Source organism: Parasphingorhabdus sp., assembly GCF_039968395.1.
GTDB lineage: Bacteria > Pseudomonadota > Alphaproteobacteria > Sphingomonadales > Sphingomonadaceae > Parasphingorhabdus.
In genome coordinates this window covers 701,643-717,198 of the sequence record NZ_JBDVPV010000001.1, presented here as the reverse complement: position 1 = coordinate 717,198, position 15,556 = coordinate 701,643, and the positions used below count along the sequence as shown (strand labels likewise).

Sequence of the window (15,556 nt, the reverse complement as noted above, 5' to 3'; positions counted from 1 at the left end):
CTCCTTTTCGAGAGAGTAAGCGGAAAAACAATTTAGCTCAAGTCAGCGAAAGTCAGACACGTCCTGCCAGCGTATCGGCAATGATACGCCATACCCGGGGATTGAAGCCCAGGCCCAAATGACCGCCATCCACCTGGATATTGCGCGCCTGCGGATTATAAATGTCTTTGGCGATGTCTGGTCCCACAACGCCATCCCGTTTTGTATAAATGACGGTCAAGGGCTGGTCGAAACCGATGCTGTTGCGTTCGTGCACCTTGCGTTCAAATTCATCGAGCCGGATATCATCGGCCTGTGCATAGCGCTGCCCTACGGACGTGTATTTGGGCCCCCCGATAATTGGCGTGCCCATGGTAATGACTTCGCGAACCATATGTGGCGAGAGCCGCGCTGTCTCACGCGCAATAACTCCGCCCAGCGACCATCCGATCAAAGTAAAGGGTTCGCCGTCATTTTCTGCAAATTCTGCTTCGGCAATTTCCCGGAATCGCGCAACATCGCGATTGACAGAGCCGCCGTTCCTGCCGAGTTGCCAGTCGGAAACATCATAGTTTAACCGCCGCAGAAACGCTTCAAGCGGCTGCATCGAAACTTCACTTGCACCATAGCCGGGCAACAGAAAAACCGGCCGGCCATCTCCCCGCGGCGCTGTGACCAGCCGCGGCCATTGCAAGCCAAAGCGCATCATGTCGAGCGGGAAAGCCAGCTCTGCAGCCTGCGCAAACCGGCTTGGCGGCCGGAGACCGGTTGGCATCGGGACAGGTTCAGCCATCAGGCCTGCTCCGTCTCAATCTCCTCGTCAGGAGCCCCGTTGCCCGGAACGATCTCCACGATAATGTCTTCCGCTTCCAGTTTTTTCGCCTGCGGCTGCCAGAACCCATAGACCTCATTGCCGCGATAGATACGAACACCCAGCCCGTCCTTGACCACTTCGTTCATCGCCAGACCGACTTCATCTTCCGTGATTACGCGCTGGATCAGTTTTACCCGTCCGTTGGCTGAGGCAAGATCGCTGAGATAGTCAGAAATTTTCGGGCCTTCACAGCTCCCGGCCAGCAACAGTCCCGCGAAGCTGACGGGATTGATGACGGTTGTTGCTCCGGCCTGACGGGCAAGCAATTCGTTATCTGCCGCTTTGACGGCGACACTGATCGGCAAATGATAGGCGAGATGGCGCGCGGTCAGCACGATCAATATGCTGGTGTCGTCACGACCCGCCGATACAATCATCGAACGGGCGCGGGATATTTTCACATCCAGCAGAACGAAATCGCGAGTGGCATCTCCGTTAATTACGGCACAGCCCAGTTTTTCAGCCTCGGAGAGCGCATCGTCGGAAGGATCGATAACAACGATTTCTTCAGGATTGGTCCCGCGCGCAAGCAATTCCTGCACGGCTTCCTTGCCGCTTGTTCCGAAACCGGCGATCACGATATGATCGTGCAAATTGCTTTGGATGAGTTTCATGCGCCAATTATCCCAGGTTCTTTTGAAAACAAAATTATAGGCCGTGCCAACAAAGATTAGCACGACAAAGATGCGAATAGGAGTCACAACCAGCGCATCGAACAGGCGCGCGCGTTCCGTTACCGGAACGATATCACCATAGCCGGTTGTCGTGATCGAAATCATCGTAAAATAGACGACATCGAGGAAACTGACATCGCCATCATAGCTGTCCTGCAGGCCGTTGCGATCGAACCAGTGGACCGCAACCGCCATCGCGATCAGTCCCAGAACAAACATTACCCGCCACGCAATATCCAGCCAGATCGGCAGGCTAGACCGGCGGCGGAGTGTCAGATAGTCGGACAGATTGTGATTGGAACGTCGGGCCATAGGCGGATCAGGTCCGTTTCGGCAAATAGGACCGTGGATCAACCGGTTTACGATTTTTGCGGATTTCGAAATGCAATTGCGGCTCCTGCACATAGCCGCTGTCGCCTGCCAGACCGATCATGTCGCCGGCTTTAACTTTCTGACCGCGCGTGACGTTTAACCGATTGGCATGACCATAAGCAGTGACCCATCCTTCGCCGTGATTGATCAAAATCAATCCGCCAAAAACATCGATCTCGTCGCCGCTATAAGCCACCACGCCATCGGCTGCGGCGCGAATGGGCGTGCCTTCGGCTACTGCAATATTCAATCCGTCATTCACAACGCCACCGCCTTTGCTTCCAAAGCCGGATAGCAGCTTCCCGTCGACAGGCCAATTGAAACGACCGGCAAATCCGCTCGCTGGTGAGACAGGCCTGTCGGGCATCACTGCCTTGCGCCAATCGGAGGGCTCTGGCGTCGCAGCGCTGCCGGTTGCGGAAGCTGCCAGAGCGGGCTGCCCGCCGGTAACAATATCATCAATATCAAGCCGGAATGCCGCCGCGCGCTGTTCCAGGCTCATGTTAATCGGGTCATCAGGAATGGTTGCAGGCAGCAAAAGTTTTTGCCCTACGCGCAGGACGAATGGTTCTTCCAGACCATTTAGCGCAACCACATCTCGCCACGGTGCACCGTAGGCTCGGGCAATCGCGATTCCGGTTTCTCCCGAACTGACGCTGTGATAACGACCGCCGGTGATCGTGAGCCGCTGTCCCGGCTGAATGATATAGGGTTCAACGAGTCCGTTGTCGCGAGCGATCACATGGGAACCGGCACCGGTTTTATTGGCAATGCCGCGCAATGTATCTCCCGGCTGCACGACATAGCTCACATCGGCAACGGTTTCTGCGGCAGGCACTACGGAACGCGCCTGCCAGGGAGCCGGAGCGGACTGGGGAACGAGGCCTCCCAATGCAGCTTCATCAGTTTCGAGCATCGGGGCACGGACAGGTGCAGGCTCATTTTGCGGCCAGCTGTAATCGCGGCCCGGAGGAATGCACGCCGAAATGGCGAACACAAGAATTAACGCTAGAATTTTACGCATGGATGCCCCCATGAAAAAGACTTCCCAACAACTTGACGTCTTCCTAGCAGCTATTGCACCGGTTGCCAGCCCAAGTTGGACCGAACATTGGCAAATTTCATTTTTCCAATTTTCAATCTATTGATTATAAACGTTTTTAAGCGTTTCAATTGAGTCATAATGGGTCAAATCAAGGTGTAGCGGGGTCACCGAAACAAATCCGTCCTCAATCGCCTCAAGATCTGTGCTGTGCGCAGGCGTTTCCACCATTGGTCCCAGTCCGAACCAGTGATATTCGAAACCACGCGGGTCGCGATTGCTGACAATCTGCAATCGGCCATAGTCTCTTATGCCCTGAGACACGACGCGGACGCCTTTGACATCTCCGGCAGGCACGGCCGGAAAATTGATATTGACCAGTGTCCGGTGATCCATGCTTTGCTTGACGAGTGGGCGCAGAACGCGTTCTCCCCAAGTGGATGCGGCATCAAACGGAACGTCGTTGCCCATGTCACCACGTGCATAGGACTGGCTAAGTGCAATCGACGGAATACCCGCCAGTGCGCCCTCCATGGCGGCGGAAACCGTCCCCGAATAAGTCACGTCTTCGCCCAGATTGGCACCGCGATTGACACCGGACAGTATCAGGTCGGGCGGTCCGTCTTTCATGATCTTGGCAACTGCCATCATAACGCTATCTGTCGGAGTGCCATCAACGGAATATTGCTGATCGCCGCGCTGGCGGACGCGCAGCGGGCGCGTCAACGTGAGCGAATGGCCCGCACCTGACTGCTCGTCTGACGGGGCGACGATCCACAGATCGTTGGACAAGGTCTGCGCAATATCCAGCAGCACCTTCATTCCAGGTGCATCAAAACCATCGTCATTTGTGAGCAGAATACGCATCAGGACAAGGGCTCCAGCTTCTCGATCCCGCCCATATAAGGCTTTAATGCTTCCGGAACGGTAACAGATCCATCTTCTTGCTGGTAATTTTCAAGCACCGCGACCAGCGTCCGGCCGACTGCAAGGCCCGAACCATTGAGCGTATGAACAAATTCCGTTCCCTTTTTCTCGCCTTCTGGCCGGAAACGGGTATTCATCCGGCGCCCTTGATAGGGACCGCAATTGGAAATGCTTGAAATCTCGCGATAGGTGTCCTGACCTGGCAACCAGACTTCCAGGTCATAGGTCTTGCGCGCGGTTGCACCCATGTCGCCTGTGCATAGAAGCACCTTTCGATACGGCAGTTCCAATGCAAGCAAAACCGACTCCGCGGCTTTTGTCATCCGTTCATGTTCCGATTCAGAAAGATCAGGATGGACAATGGCTACCAGCTCAACTTTCTCAAACTGATGTTGCCGGATATAGCCTTTTGTATCTTTGCCCGCAGAACCGGCCTCGCTGCGAAAGCAGGGCGTGAGTGCGGTCAGACGGATCGGCAGGTCTGCCTCTTCCAATATCTGTTCCCGAACACTGTTTGTAAGGCTGATCTCGGAAGTCGAGATTAACCAGCGGCCATCCGTTGTCCGGAAAAAATCCTCCGCGAATTTGGGTAACTGGCCAGTACCAAAGGCAGCATCGTCACGCACCAAAAGCGGTGGCGCGCATTCGGTATGGCCATTTTCAACGGTTTGCTTGTCGAGCATGAATTGCGCAATCGCCCGTTGCAGCCGCGCCATTTGACCACGTAAAAAAGTAAAACGTGCGCCTGACATTTTTACACCGGTTTCAAAGTCGAGCCCCAGCGGGGGACCCAGATCGCTATGCTCTACCGGTTCAAAATCAAATTTGCGCGGATCACCCCAGCGGGTGATTTCGACATTGTCATCTTCATTTTCGCCGATTGGAACATCGCTGTCGGGCAGGTTGGGAAGTGCGGCCAGCATATCCTTCAGTCGGCCCGACACCTCGCGCTCTTTTTCCTCCAGCAAGGGCAACGATGCCTTGAGCTCTCCGACTTCTGTCATCAGCGCCTGTGCAGTTTCCTCGTCGCCCTTCCCTTTTGCCTGACCTATGGCTTTTGACGCCTCGTTCCGGCGGGCCTGTCCCATTTGCAATTCGGTCGCGATACGCCGGTTTTCTTCATCCAGCGCGAGCAGCTCTGTTGCCACCGGGCCTGCTCCACGCCGTGCGAGCGCAGCGTCAAAATCGGCGGGATTTTCTCGGATATATTTTAGATCGTGCATGGCAGAAGCCTATGCCCAGCGCACGCTTATCTATCAAGGGTCAATCGCCAGAAGTTTGGGCAAAAAAAGAGGCGACAGGATCGCTCCTGCCGCCCCAAATGGAGTTTCAAAATCCTGTTTTAAGCGTCGACAGCTTTTTTCGTCATCCGACGCCGCGCGAACAATGCTGCCGCGGCTGCACCAAAGAGCAATACAACTGGTGGTGCAGGAACCGGGGTTCCGCCCGTCGAACCGCCAGTCGAACCACCGGAAGACGAGCTGCTGCTCGACGAGCTTGAACTCGAGCTTGAGGAGCTGCTGCTGGAAGAACCCGAGCTGCCGGAAGAACTGGTCGTTCCGCCAAAGCTGGATGATCCGCCGGTCGCACCCGAAGATGTCGAACTGCTGGAGCTGGATCCGCTAGAAGAGCTGCTGCTGGACGAACCACCGCTACTGCTCGAGGAACCGGAACTTCCGCTCGAACCCCCAGAGCTGCTGCTCGACGAACCGCCACTGGAAGAGCTGGAGCTACTGGAAGAACCTGAACTACTTGAACTGCTTGAACCGCCGGACGATCCTGAAGAACCGGAAGATCCACCCGACGAACCGGATGATCCGGATGATCCGGATGATCCGGAACTTCCTGATGATCCCGATGAACCTGACGAGCCCGAGCTACCCGAACTTCCTGAAGAACCGCTCGATCCACCGGAACCGCCCGACGAGCCGTTGCTACCACCAGGATGCGGCTTGCCGCCATTTGATCCGCCGTTCGAACCACCACTGGACGAACTGCTCGATGAACTGGAGCTGCTGGAAGATGAGGATGAGGATGAAGACGAGCTGCTGCCGCCGGATGATGTACTGGTTGAACCACCAGAAGTGCTCGTTGAGCCGCCTGATGTGCTCGTCGAACCACCGCTGGTCGAGCTGCCACCCGAGGATGTGCTGGTGGAGCCGCCGGTGCTGGTCGACGAAATTACAACGCTTCCGCCGCCGCTTCCGCCACCGCCGCCGAAGAAGCCGCCAAAGAAACCGCCGCCGCCAAATCCGCCGCTACCGCCAATTACGACCGGGACCGAACCGCCACCGCTTTCCAGTACAGGAATCGGAGGCAAAGGAGCCGGGATATAAGGTGGAGGTGGAAGAGGTGCCGCAGCCTGCGTGATTTTCACGACACTTGGTGCACAGGCAGTGACGGTCTTGGTCGTTACGGTCCGCCGGATACGCTTCACTTTGCGTGCAGACTGTCCCTTGCGCAAAACACGTTTGCGATATTTTTTCTTGCTGTCAGCCTTTTTGACATAAGGGGCTGCAGGCGCCTCGGTGACGTGCACCGCACCGCCACCAATTAATGCGCCGCCGCAAGTGCATGCGCATAATTTTGCTAAAGCCATCCGTACCGACATAATATATTCTCTCTTCCGCTTTGGAGACAAAGGAACTCTCAACTGACGCTGAGGCCGACTTTGCTGCTCCGACATGGATCAGAAGCGCAGAAGAAAAAGTTAATAACAATTGCGTTAACCCTGATTTCTGAAAATTAATCCAACAATTCCCTGCCAATCTGTGATCAGGTGAAGTTAATGTCCCGATTTGATACCGATTTCCGGTCAACCGTTATCAAAACCATCAAAAACAAGAACATTTACCGCGCCGGCAACCTGCGCGGCCTTCCGTCGATACAGCTCATATTTTCCATCGCCCGCGTTCCGCGCCACACCATTGTTTTGGAAGTAAAGAGAAATTATCCTGTGGTTTCAATTTGCGCCTTGTCTCTCGTTCGACCCGTGTTTATAGGCCCGTTCCATGTCCTTTCCCTCACCAATCCGCAACGGATTTGGGGGCAGATGTTGGAGAGTAAATTGGCATCCTCAGCGAAGAAGAAATCCCCGTCGAAACGCGCCGCAAAAAAAGAGATTGTTCTCGACGACGCTTATGATCCAAGCGATGACGAAGAATTTATGAATGAACTTCAGCAGGCCTATTTCAAACGTCAGCTAGAACGTTGGAAACAAGAGATAATTGATGAGTCGAAGGAAACCCTGGCTCACTTGCAGGACGGACCAATTCAGGAAGCAGATCTGAATGATCGTGCATCCAGCGAAACCGACTGGGGCCTGGAATTGCGCACACGCGACCGCCAGCGCAAACTGACTTCCAAGATCGATTCCGCTCTGCGCCGAATCGAAGAAGGCGAATATGGCTATTGTCAGGTGACGGGCGAACCGATTTCACTGGAACGGCTAAAAGCGCGTCCAATTGCGACGATGACTGTGGAAGCTCAGGAAGCTCATGAGCGAAATGAAAAAATATCGCGAGATCAATAGTTTAAAAGACTTATTGATGATATGTTCTAACTAAGCATCGCCTGCGCTGCAGCCAGCCGGCCCGTCAAATTTCACCCTTTCGCAGACGATTTGTCCTGGTTGTCCCCAGCTTGTTTGCACGCACTGCAAACCCGCCATCCAGACACTGCACAGAAATCTGCGGGCAGGTTAACCAATTTTCCATCATTTGAGAGTTAATTAAGAGGAAGCAAAGAGTTCCAATTTCTAATTTCCGGATTGCACATGAACGAGCCACACGACGATAATCTTGGACCGAACAATCACACCAGCGGCTTGCCCAAGCGCGAAGTGGACCGGGACAGTCTTTTCCTTCAGGCCAATTTGCGATTTGTCGATGGCGACAATTGCGGCGATGTCCGTATTCGGAATCTATCTGCAGGCGGACTGATGGCGGAAGCTGCCGTCCGCGCAAAACGCGGTGATAAAGTTGAACTGGAATTGCGAAATATTGGCCGCGTCACCGGCTATGTCGCATGGGTCGCCCAAGGCCGTTTCGGCGTGGCATTTGACTATGCGATTGATCCCAAGCTGGCCCGCAAGCCAGTTGGTCAGTCCAAACTGGAATTGCCCCGCTATTTGAAACAACAGGCCAGCAAACGCGTGCCGCTCGCCCATGGGCAGCGTCCACGCTAAACTCTCCGGCACTTCGTCTATTTAGACACTTGATTTAAAGTCCGCCGCCCGCTTAGGTCGTTTAATCACTTGATTAAGCGGAGCATCTCATGGCCGGACCACTCTCAGGAATCCATATCGTTGAATTTGCGGGTATTGGCCCCGGACCTTTTTGCGGGATGATGCTCGCGGATCAGGGCGCAACTGTCACCGTGCTGCACCGCCCCGGCCGGCCGCCTGATGCAAGACTGGCCCTTTCCCGGTCGCGGAATCTGGTGAAAGTCGACCTGAAGTCGGAAGCCGGCATCCAGCAAGCGCGTGATATCGTCAAAGAAGCCGATGGTCTGATCGAAGGTTTTCGTCCGGGCGTCATGGAACGCTTGGGTCTGGGCCCAGAAGTTTTGCTGAAAGACAATCCCAAGCTGGTTTTCGGGCGCATGACCGGATGGGGTCAATATGGCCCGCTCGCACATGCCGCCGGTCATGATATCAACTATATCTCTGTTTCGGGTGCCTTGCATGCATTTGGCCGGGCCAACGAAAAACCGACACCGCCGATCAACATGGTTGGCGACTTCGGTGGTGGCGGGATGATGTTGGCGCTGGGCATGGTATCCGCCCTGCTCCACGCGAAAACCGGTGGTGAAGGTCAGGTTGTTGACTGCGCCATGACCGATGGCTCAGCGGCGCTGATGGCCATGATATTCGATTTTCAGAATATCGGCCAATGGCGCGATGAACGGGGAGTCAATCTGCTGGATACCGGCGCCCATTTCTACGACAGTTACGAGACATCTGACGGCAAATATATCTCGATAGGATCGATCGAACCGCAATTTTACGCCGAACTGCGCGCAGTGGCAGGCCTGTCCCAGGACAGCGATTTTGATGCGCAGATGAATCCGGCCGCCTGGGGCCCGCTCAAGGAAAAGCTGACGGCGCTTTTTCTTACCAAGACCAGAGACGAATGGTGCGCGCTGATGGAAGGTACGGACATTTGCTTTGCCCCTGTCCTGTCACTAACGGAAGCCAAACAGCATCCGCATAATGTCGAACGGGAAACCTTTGTCGATGTCGGCGGATTTATGCAGCCTGCGCCGGCTCCCCGCTATTCGCGAACCGTGTCGGACAAGCCCGTACCGCCTGCTTGAACATCATGCCGGCAGGTTCGGATATTTTTGCCCAGCACTGATATATAGCTGGGACCCACGGGCAATTCGGTGCCATCCTGCAATAGGGCATAGATGCGCCTTTTGTCCCGCCGGATATCTTTCACAAAGTCTTTCCGGACGACGGCGGACCGGTGTATCCGCAAGAAAATGTCGGACGGCAACCGCGATTGCATGACATGCATTGGCTCGTGAACCAGATAGCTATGATCTTGCAAGCATAGCCGCATATAGTCCCGTTCAGCCCGAACATACTGAATGTCGCAGCATCGAATGCGGATGGTCCCTTCACTATCTTGCACCCACAAATAGGAATCCGGTGACTCGGTTTGCGATTGCACATTGATCCCGGCACCGACCGCATTGCGCCGGATCTCAACCTTTTGCACCGCTTCGACCAGCAGACTTTGCTTCACCGGCTTCAGCAAATAGTCCGCAGCATCGAGACGATAGGATTGTGCCGCATATGTGCTGTGGGCGGTTGTAAAAACTATCTCGGGAACGGCGGTGAGCTTATGTGCTTCCGACCGGCAACGGTCCGCCAGTTCCAGTCCCGACAAGCCCGGCATGTCAACATCGAGCAACAGCAGGTCCGGACAATTGCCGGTGATCTGATCCCAGGCATCCTGACCACCATCTGCCGTATCTATCTGACCGATTTCCGGGGTGCGTTCACAAAGAGCGCTCAGGCGCTTTCTGGCCAGCGGTTCATCGTCGACGATCAATACATGAATTGACCGGGAGCGATCCGAAGGGACTGCGTTCGACATCATGACAGCTGTAATGCACGAGAATCGTCTGGCACAATCACACTTGCCACAGCCATCCCGTCAATGCTGTTCCCGGTCGTCAGCGCTGCTTCATGCCCGTAAACCGCGCTCAGCCGTTCGCGAATATTGGTAAGGCCGGTTCCGGTCTCGCGATCCATGGTCAGATCCCGCTTTATCTGACCATCATTCATGACTGTCAGCCTGAGCCGTGGCCCGTCTCGCTGGGCACTGATGGATATCCGCACCGGATCGGATGAACTGGCCACTCCATGCTTGATCGCGTTTTCGATCAGCGGCTGGATAATCAGTGCCGGAATTTTCCAGCCTCTGACATTCTCGTCAATCTGAACATCATATGTAAGGCGATCGGGGAAGCGCACCTGTTCAATCTGCAAATAGCGGACTTGCTGGTCAATCTCCTGTTCCAGGCCGATCATGTGTTCGCTGCCTTCCTTCAGAACAACGCGCATAAAGTCTGCGAGATCTTCGACCAGCTGTTCGGCTTGCGAGTTTTTGCGGTCGATTATCAGGCTGCTGACCGAGTTAAGCGCGTTGAACACAAAATGCGGGTTGAGTTGGTAGCGCAAGGCACGCAATTCGCTTTCCCGGGTGGACTGGTCCAGTTGCCTGCTGCGAACCATCTCTGCCTGCGTTGCGCGCGCGTGCGAAAAGGCCAGATAAATGCCGCCCCAACCCGCCAGCACGAGATAGTGAACAAAAGTTGCGACCAGAAAGTCCGGCCAACGAGTGCTGGCCGGAGCGAGGTTTGCGAAAAACTGAAAATTTCCGGCAAATATCCCGGTGTCATCGACAATTCGAAAACCCAGAATCGAAATCAGCAGAGCCAGAGCCATTGCAGGCAGGGTCAAAAGTGCAATTCCGGCCGAAACGCCGCCCGCACCTACAGTCAGAATCGCGCGGTACAAGACCCAAGTTGCAACCAGCGCCAACCCGATGAACATCAGGTAATCAAACAAGATCATGGCTGAGATTGCCGATCGCGTCAGAAACAGAAACATGACCGCAAACAGCAAATAACCTGCCCAGATCACAACCATGCTTGTCATCGCGATATCCCGATTTACCGGAAACAGCCGCTGCCAGAAACCGGATGTGGCAGATTGCGCATGTTGCTGCGAACGATCGTACGGGCCCGAGATCATGATATGTCAGTCACCTGTTGCATCCTCTGGAGCATCTTGCGAATCTGCATTCGCCTGCACTGCCGATTCCGGCAGGGATATCCCGCGTCCGGTACGCAGATAGGTTGCAAAACTCGCGAGCCAGTGACTGCCGGAATAATGCGGCGTGCTGACAGATGCTTCTCCTGCTTCACCATGGGCCTGCGCCGCAGCAAGCAGCGCCGCGATGCGCGGATCATCGTCCGCCAGAGCAGAAGCAATGCCGCGCAGCGCCCAGGCGCGAGACAGGTTCACCCCATCAAGATGCACGAGTTTGCCGTCAGTGGGATCATTCACAATGCCGATCGCGAGCCAGTCCGCCCGGCCATCTGTCGGAATATCCGGCAGAAATTTTGTCAGCCACGTCGAAAACTCGCCCTCGCTCATGATCCTCCGCATCAGATCGGCTTCCATCAGACAAGGTGAGAGGAAATCTTCACCGGAGGGCTCGTAGCCGATTGGACAATTCTGGTCAGCGCGATGAAACAGCAGTGATTTATCCCGTATCAACTGTTCCATTTCCGCGTCTTCGGCGATCTGGGCCCAATCGAGAAACAGCCCGAACGCGAAGGCCGACTGGTTGTGGGTTCCCAGCCGGATCGGGTAGGCAAGCTTGGGTACCCATTGCTTGATCTGCCCGACAATTACAGCTTCAAGCGGCAACAGCTCGTCCAGCCACACCTGCGCCTGTTCCGCCTTGGGGCCCTGCCCAGCAGACGTCTCGCGCAGTTCGGCCGTCAATTGCAGAAACCACGCCAGTCCATATGGCCGCTCAAACGCTCCTCGCGATTCGGAACTGAAATAGGCAAGTTCACCTGCGATTTTTGACGCCGTAAAATTCGCGCTCAGTGCAGCGGCAATCTCGTCGTCCATTTCCGGGACCAGGTCCTGACCCCACAAGCGAGTGAGCAACCAGTGGCCATGCACGGAACTGTGCCAGTCGAAACAGCCAAAAAACACCGGTGTCAATTTGGCGGGCTCGGCAACATCGTCCGCACTGTTCATAACGTGGCTGATCTTGTTGGGATATTGCTTGTTGATGCAATTCAGCGCGATTCGGGCAAATGCATGTTCGGGTTTACGCGGAGATTGGCTGTTGTCCGCAGGATCAGGAGCAATATTTTTGCGCTCAAAAAGGCCCTGGTCATTCGCTTTTTCATCGCCCTGCTCTGAAATCTGGTCACAGCCCCCCAACAGAATGAGCGGAACAGATAAAAATACAACTAGCTGGCGCATGGAACGCTCCCCGAAATTAGAGTCTGTACATTAGAGATGGTTTGACCGGTTGGCAAAACGGTATAGGGCAAAAAACAGAAACGCAAATTGCCAGTTCCGGCCAAAACTTTTTGGTCCGGTTTCATCCTAGCCAAAACCGTCAACGTCAGGATCAATGTCATTTCTTCAGAAAAAGCCATTTTCCTGACCGGCCCGCCTCTTCGGCATATTACAGTGATGACGATGACAGCCAGTTTCGGTCTGCTGACAATGTTCATCGTTGATTTTGTGGATTTGCTCTACATAGCGCAGCTCGGCGACAGTTCCCTGACCGCGGCCATGGGATTTGCCGCAACGATCCTTTTTTTTGGAACGGCGTTCAACATAGGCTTGATGATCGCGACCAGCGCGCTGGCGGCGCGCAGCATTGGTCGGGGTGACCCCCAATATGCACGACGCTATCTGACCAATATCTTGGTTCTCAGCATGATGATCGTCATTCCGCTGGCAATCATCTTCTTTGTCTTTGCACCGGAAATACTGTCCTTGGCCGGCGCCAAAGGGTCAACTCGCGACGCCGCAACCGGATATATCCGCATAGTTGCCCCGTTCATGCCGTTCGGCGTCGCGGCCATGGTCAGTTCCGGGTTTCTGCGTGCACATGGCGCAGCCAGACGAGCGATGAACGTGACTCTCAGCATGGGGATCGTCAATGCAATACTCGACCCGATCTTCATTTTCGGACTTGGTCTGGGAATCAATGGTGCTGCAATGGCATCCGCCTGTGCTGCAATCGCTTCATCATTTGTGGCGATCATCCCGATCATCAAATATTACGGCGGTTTTGAACGGTTTTCATTTGAATTTTTCAAACTGGATCTGAAGCCGGTCATGGCGATTCTGATCCCCGCGATCATGACCAACGTTGCAACGCCGCTCGGCGGGTTTATTTCCTATCGATTCATCGCTGGATATTCAGACGATGTCGTCGCAGGGTTCGCCGTGATGGGCCGGATCGCTCCGGTGGTATTCTGCCTGCTATTCTCGCTTTCCGGCGCGGTTGGTCCGATTATCGGGCAAAATTTTGGTGCATTGAAGTTCGACCGGATCCGATTGACCGTTCAGCAGTCCATGCTGTTTGCTTTGGGGTATACCCTGCTGGTCTGGCCGCTCCTGGTGCTCTTCAACAATCCGATCAGCGACATATTCAATCTTGAAGCCCAGGGCCGCGAGCTATTCCGCGTCTTTGCGCTGGTATTGACCCCACTGTTCTTCTTCAATGGTGTGCTGTTTATTTCCAACGCCGCCTGCAACAATCTCGAACGGCCAGCATGGTCGATGATCATGAACTGGCTGCGTAACACTATCGGATTGATCCCGTTTCTTTGGATTGGTGATGCACTCTACGGGTTGCATGGCATATTGATCGCGCCCGCTATTGGCGGAGTCATTTTTGGTGTGATTGGCTACGGTGTGATCCGGCATCTGATCAACATGCACGAGAAAAATACCGTTCGGCAGAATCACTCCTGAAGGACGCATAACTGGAACCTTCGGGGCAAAAACCAAACCTGTCACAAGACGTTTTTTGCCATGTGTTTTCCACTTGCCCAATTTTTCCGCAGAACTGCTGCGTTAACCATTTAATCCGTTTGGGTCCTGCGTCCCATGTTGGAACAACTCAAATGCAGGGCAAAATCCTAACTTGTTCAGCGCTATAAGCCTCCCTCTCACTGGCAAACCTCGGGAAGGCCGCTTCGCAGCGAATGAAAGTTCCTCCGCCTTATGTTCCGCGCCTCAGCGAAAATGATCTGGCATCAGCCGGACCATCTGGTTTTGCGCCCGCTATGGCTGAACCTTCTCAGACGGCTACGGCGATTGATGCCTGCATGAATGAAGGACGGGGAGAGCCCGAAAAACTCCCGCAAGACCGAAATTCCCGAAAAGCTCCCTCTGGGTTAAAGTTAAGCGTCCGCGAACGCATATTGCTGGCATTGCTCCTGCTTGGCATCATACTCGTTCCCGTCACCATGCCGCAGGGCAGCGTTGATGCCCATAAATTCCACCCCAGTGATCCTGGCCTCCAGCCGGTTGAGCGACCCGAAGAGAATTTCGCCGGATCAGCTTTCTATTTTATCGACCCGGGCTTTGCCATTCCGCAAAACTATGCCGAACTGGCCGTGGACCCTCTGGCCAATGATCTGGGCGGTTGGGAAAATGATCTGTCGGGATCAACGACCGATAGCGCTCGTGATCAAACCGCTTCTGCCCATTTCATCCGCGCAATTGCTTTCAAAGGGTCTGCCATCGACACGAACCGCGCTCAGCAATGTCTGACATCCGCAATTTATTATGAAGCCGGTCTGGAACCGGACGCCGGACAGCGAGCGGTTGCGCAAGTCATTCTTAACCGGGTTCGCCATCCCAGCTATCCGGGGACCGTTTGCGGCGTGATCTTTCAAGGAAGCGAACGGCAGACAGGTTGCCAGTTTTCCTATACTTGCGACGGATCGCTCAGCCGCAAACCTTCGCGCTTTCACTGGAACAGGGCCGGGAAAGTCTCTGCTGCTGCACTGTCAGGCAAAATCGCCTCACCGGTCGGCACGGCAACCCATTATCACACCACGGAAATCTATCCCTATTGGGCACCCAGTTTGCGGTTTCTGGGCACCATTGGTGCGCATCGCTTTTACAGCTGGAAAGGCAGCGCCGGCAAAGCCAGTGCGTTCAGCCAGAATTATCGCGGCCGCGAGCCACTTCCCGGACCAAAACCACGCGCGCAAAATGTGAACTCCGCCCCCTCGCTTGATCCGATCGCACTCGAAAAAGCCTATGAGGATGCTCGACGGAAAGCCGAACGCGAAGCCGCCCGCGACGCACAAGCCTTCGCCGTCGCTGCGGATACCGCCCGACGGCTCAGACAATCTCCACCCCAGACGCCAGTTGGCAGACCGCGAACCTACCGGGCACCGGATTACAGCAAAGAAGCGCTGAAGAAAGGCGGAGACAAGGCATATGCGGGCCAAAAACTCCCGGACGTCAGCCAGATCAAACCCGAATATCGCAAGTCGGGAACGTGGAAAACCCAACCCGGCAGCTAGTGCCGGATTCGCTTTCGGGCTCGGACGGGCTGGTTACAGACGCAACCAAACCGCGCTTTTGCTTGCCATGGGACTTGAAACGAGCCT

14 protein-coding genes are annotated in these 15,556 nt (G+C 54.9%); 5 read left to right on the top strand and 9 right to left on the bottom strand.

Annotated elements, in window-relative coordinates:
- Nucleotides 1–52: 52 nt before the first annotated feature.
- The 6 genes from ABJI30_RS03450 to ABJI30_RS03425 form a co-directional block, all read right to left on the bottom strand.
- On the bottom strand, nt 53–772 hold the full coding sequence (locus ABJI30_RS03450; RefSeq protein ID WP_348015508.1) for an alpha/beta hydrolase: 720 nt from the start codon (nt 770–772) through the stop codon (nt 53–55).
- Entirely contained in the window at nt 772–1,839 is a 1,068-nt protein-coding gene (locus tag ABJI30_RS03445) for a potassium channel family protein (RefSeq protein ID WP_348015507.1), read from the bottom strand. The genes ABJI30_RS03450 and ABJI30_RS03445 overlap by 1 nt, the downstream gene beginning before the upstream one ends.
- Nucleotides 1,840–1,846: 7 nt before the next feature.
- The gene (locus tag ABJI30_RS03440) at nt 1,847–2,923 is read right to left on the bottom strand and encodes a M23 family metallopeptidase (RefSeq protein WP_348015506.1); all 1,077 of its coding nucleotides are present in this window, start codon (nt 2,921–2,923) and stop codon (nt 1,847–1,849) included.
- A 117-nt stretch (nt 2,924–3,040) separates the two neighbouring features.
- Nucleotides 3,041–3,808, bottom strand: coding sequence for a 5'/3'-nucleotidase SurE (gene surE, locus ABJI30_RS03435; protein ID WP_348015505.1), 768 nt, complete (start codon nt 3,806–3,808; stop codon nt 3,041–3,043).
- Nucleotides 3,808–5,091, bottom strand: coding sequence for a serine--tRNA ligase (serS, locus tag ABJI30_RS03430; RefSeq protein WP_348015504.1), 1,284 nt, complete (start codon nt 5,089–5,091; stop codon nt 3,808–3,810). Before serS ends, surE begins: the two co-directional genes overlap by 1 nt.
- 119 nt (nt 5,092–5,210) lie before the next feature.
- The gene (locus tag ABJI30_RS03425) at nt 5,211–6,479 is read right to left on the bottom strand and encodes a PEP-CTERM sorting domain-containing protein (protein WP_348025370.1); all 1,269 of its coding nucleotides are present in this window, start codon (nt 6,477–6,479) and stop codon (nt 5,211–5,213) included.
- 441 nt (nt 6,480–6,920) lie between these two features.
- On the opposite strand from ABJI30_RS03425, the gene dksA reads away from it, so the two are divergent.
- The 3 genes from dksA (at nt 6,921) to ABJI30_RS03410 (ending at nt 9,184) form a co-directional block, all read left to right on the top strand.
- Nucleotides 6,921–7,400, top strand: a complete 480-nt coding sequence (dksA, locus tag ABJI30_RS03420; protein WP_348015645.1) for an RNA polymerase-binding protein DksA — start codon at nt 6,921–6,923, stop codon at nt 7,398–7,400.
- Nucleotides 7,401–7,643: 243 nt separating this feature from the next.
- Nucleotides 7,644–8,054 (top strand): PilZ domain-containing protein, encoded by a 411-nt coding sequence (locus tag ABJI30_RS03415; protein ID WP_348015502.1) that lies wholly within the window; start codon nt 7,644–7,646, stop codon nt 8,052–8,054.
- Between the two features lie 89 nt (nt 8,055–8,143).
- On the top strand, nt 8,144–9,184 hold the full coding sequence (locus ABJI30_RS03410; RefSeq protein WP_348015501.1) for a CaiB/BaiF CoA-transferase family protein: 1,041 nt from the start codon (nt 8,144–8,146) through the stop codon (nt 9,182–9,184).
- On the opposite strand, the gene ABJI30_RS03405 is transcribed toward ABJI30_RS03410, so the two are convergent.
- From ABJI30_RS03405 to ABJI30_RS03395, 3 genes are read right to left on the bottom strand one after another with little or no spacing between them, the layout of a single operon-like run.
- Nucleotides 9,142–9,975 carry a LytTR family DNA-binding domain-containing protein gene (locus ABJI30_RS03405; RefSeq protein WP_348015500.1) on the bottom strand — a complete coding sequence of 278 codons (834 nt, stop codon included), beginning with the start codon at nt 9,973–9,975 and terminating at the stop codon, nt 9,142–9,144. The genes ABJI30_RS03410 and ABJI30_RS03405 overlap by 43 nt on opposite strands.
- Nucleotides 9,972–11,135, bottom strand: a complete 1,164-nt coding sequence (locus ABJI30_RS03400; RefSeq protein WP_348015499.1) for a histidine kinase — start codon at nt 11,133–11,135, stop codon at nt 9,972–9,974. The genes ABJI30_RS03405 and ABJI30_RS03400 overlap by 4 nt, the downstream gene beginning before the upstream one ends.
- A gap of 6 nt (nt 11,136–11,141) precedes the next feature.
- The gene (locus tag ABJI30_RS03395; RefSeq protein WP_348015498.1) at nt 11,142–12,389 is read right to left on the bottom strand and encodes a DUF2891 domain-containing protein; all 1,248 of its coding nucleotides are present in this window, start codon (nt 12,387–12,389) and stop codon (nt 11,142–11,144) included.
- A gap of 216 nt (nt 12,390–12,605) precedes the next feature.
- On the opposite strand from ABJI30_RS03395, the gene ABJI30_RS03390 reads away from it, so the two are divergent.
- Both ABJI30_RS03390 and ABJI30_RS03385 read left to right on the top strand, forming a co-directional pair.
- Nucleotides 12,606–13,901: an MATE family efflux transporter gene (locus ABJI30_RS03390; protein WP_348015644.1), complete on the top strand. Its 1,296-nt coding sequence runs from the start codon at nt 12,606–12,608 to the stop codon at nt 13,899–13,901.
- Between the two features lie 233 nt (nt 13,902–14,134).
- Entirely contained in the window at nt 14,135–15,469 is a 1,335-nt protein-coding gene (locus ABJI30_RS03385; RefSeq protein ID WP_348025369.1) for a cell wall hydrolase, read from the top strand.
- Nucleotides 15,470–15,556 lie beyond the last annotated feature (87 nt).

Coding starts and splice junctions, on each gene's coding strand:
- ABJI30_RS03415 (WP_348015502.1), top strand. CDS start 7,644: ATGAACGAGCCACACGACGATAATCTTGGACCGAACAATCACACCAGC.
- ABJI30_RS03440 (WP_348015506.1), bottom strand. CDS start 2,923: ATGCGTAAAATTCTAGCGTTAATTCTTGTGTTCGCCATTTCGGCGTGC.
- ABJI30_RS03390 (WP_348015644.1), top strand. CDS start 12,606: ATGACGATGACAGCCAGTTTCGGTCTGCTGACAATGTTCATCGTTGAT.
- ABJI30_RS03405 (WP_348015500.1), bottom strand. CDS start 9,975: ATGATGTCGAACGCAGTCCCTTCGGATCGCTCCCGGTCAATTCATGTA.
- surE (WP_348015505.1), bottom strand. CDS start 3,808: ATGCGTATTCTGCTCACAAATGACGATGGTTTTGATGCACCTGGAATG.
- ABJI30_RS03425 (WP_348025370.1), bottom strand. CDS start 6,479: ATGTCGGTACGGATGGCTTTAGCAAAATTATGCGCATGCACTTGCGGC.
- serS (WP_348015504.1), bottom strand. CDS start 5,091: ATGCACGATCTAAAATATATCCGAGAAAATCCCGCCGATTTTGACGCT.
- dksA (WP_348015645.1), top strand. CDS start 6,921: ATGTTGGAGAGTAAATTGGCATCCTCAGCGAAGAAGAAATCCCCGTCG.
- ABJI30_RS03395 (WP_348015498.1), bottom strand. CDS start 12,389: ATGCGCCAGCTAGTTGTATTTTTATCTGTTCCGCTCATTCTGTTGGGG.
- ABJI30_RS03385 (WP_348025369.1), top strand. CDS start 14,135: ATGAAAGTTCCTCCGCCTTATGTTCCGCGCCTCAGCGAAAATGATCTG.
- ABJI30_RS03400 (WP_348015499.1), bottom strand. CDS start 11,135: ATGATCTCGGGCCCGTACGATCGTTCGCAGCAACATGCGCAATCTGCC.
- ABJI30_RS03445 (WP_348015507.1), bottom strand. CDS start 1,839: ATGGCCCGACGTTCCAATCACAATCTGTCCGACTATCTGACACTCCGC.
- ABJI30_RS03410 (WP_348015501.1), top strand. CDS start 8,144: ATGGCCGGACCACTCTCAGGAATCCATATCGTTGAATTTGCGGGTATT.
- ABJI30_RS03450 (WP_348015508.1), bottom strand. CDS start 772: ATGGCTGAACCTGTCCCGATGCCAACCGGTCTCCGGCCGCCAAGCCGG.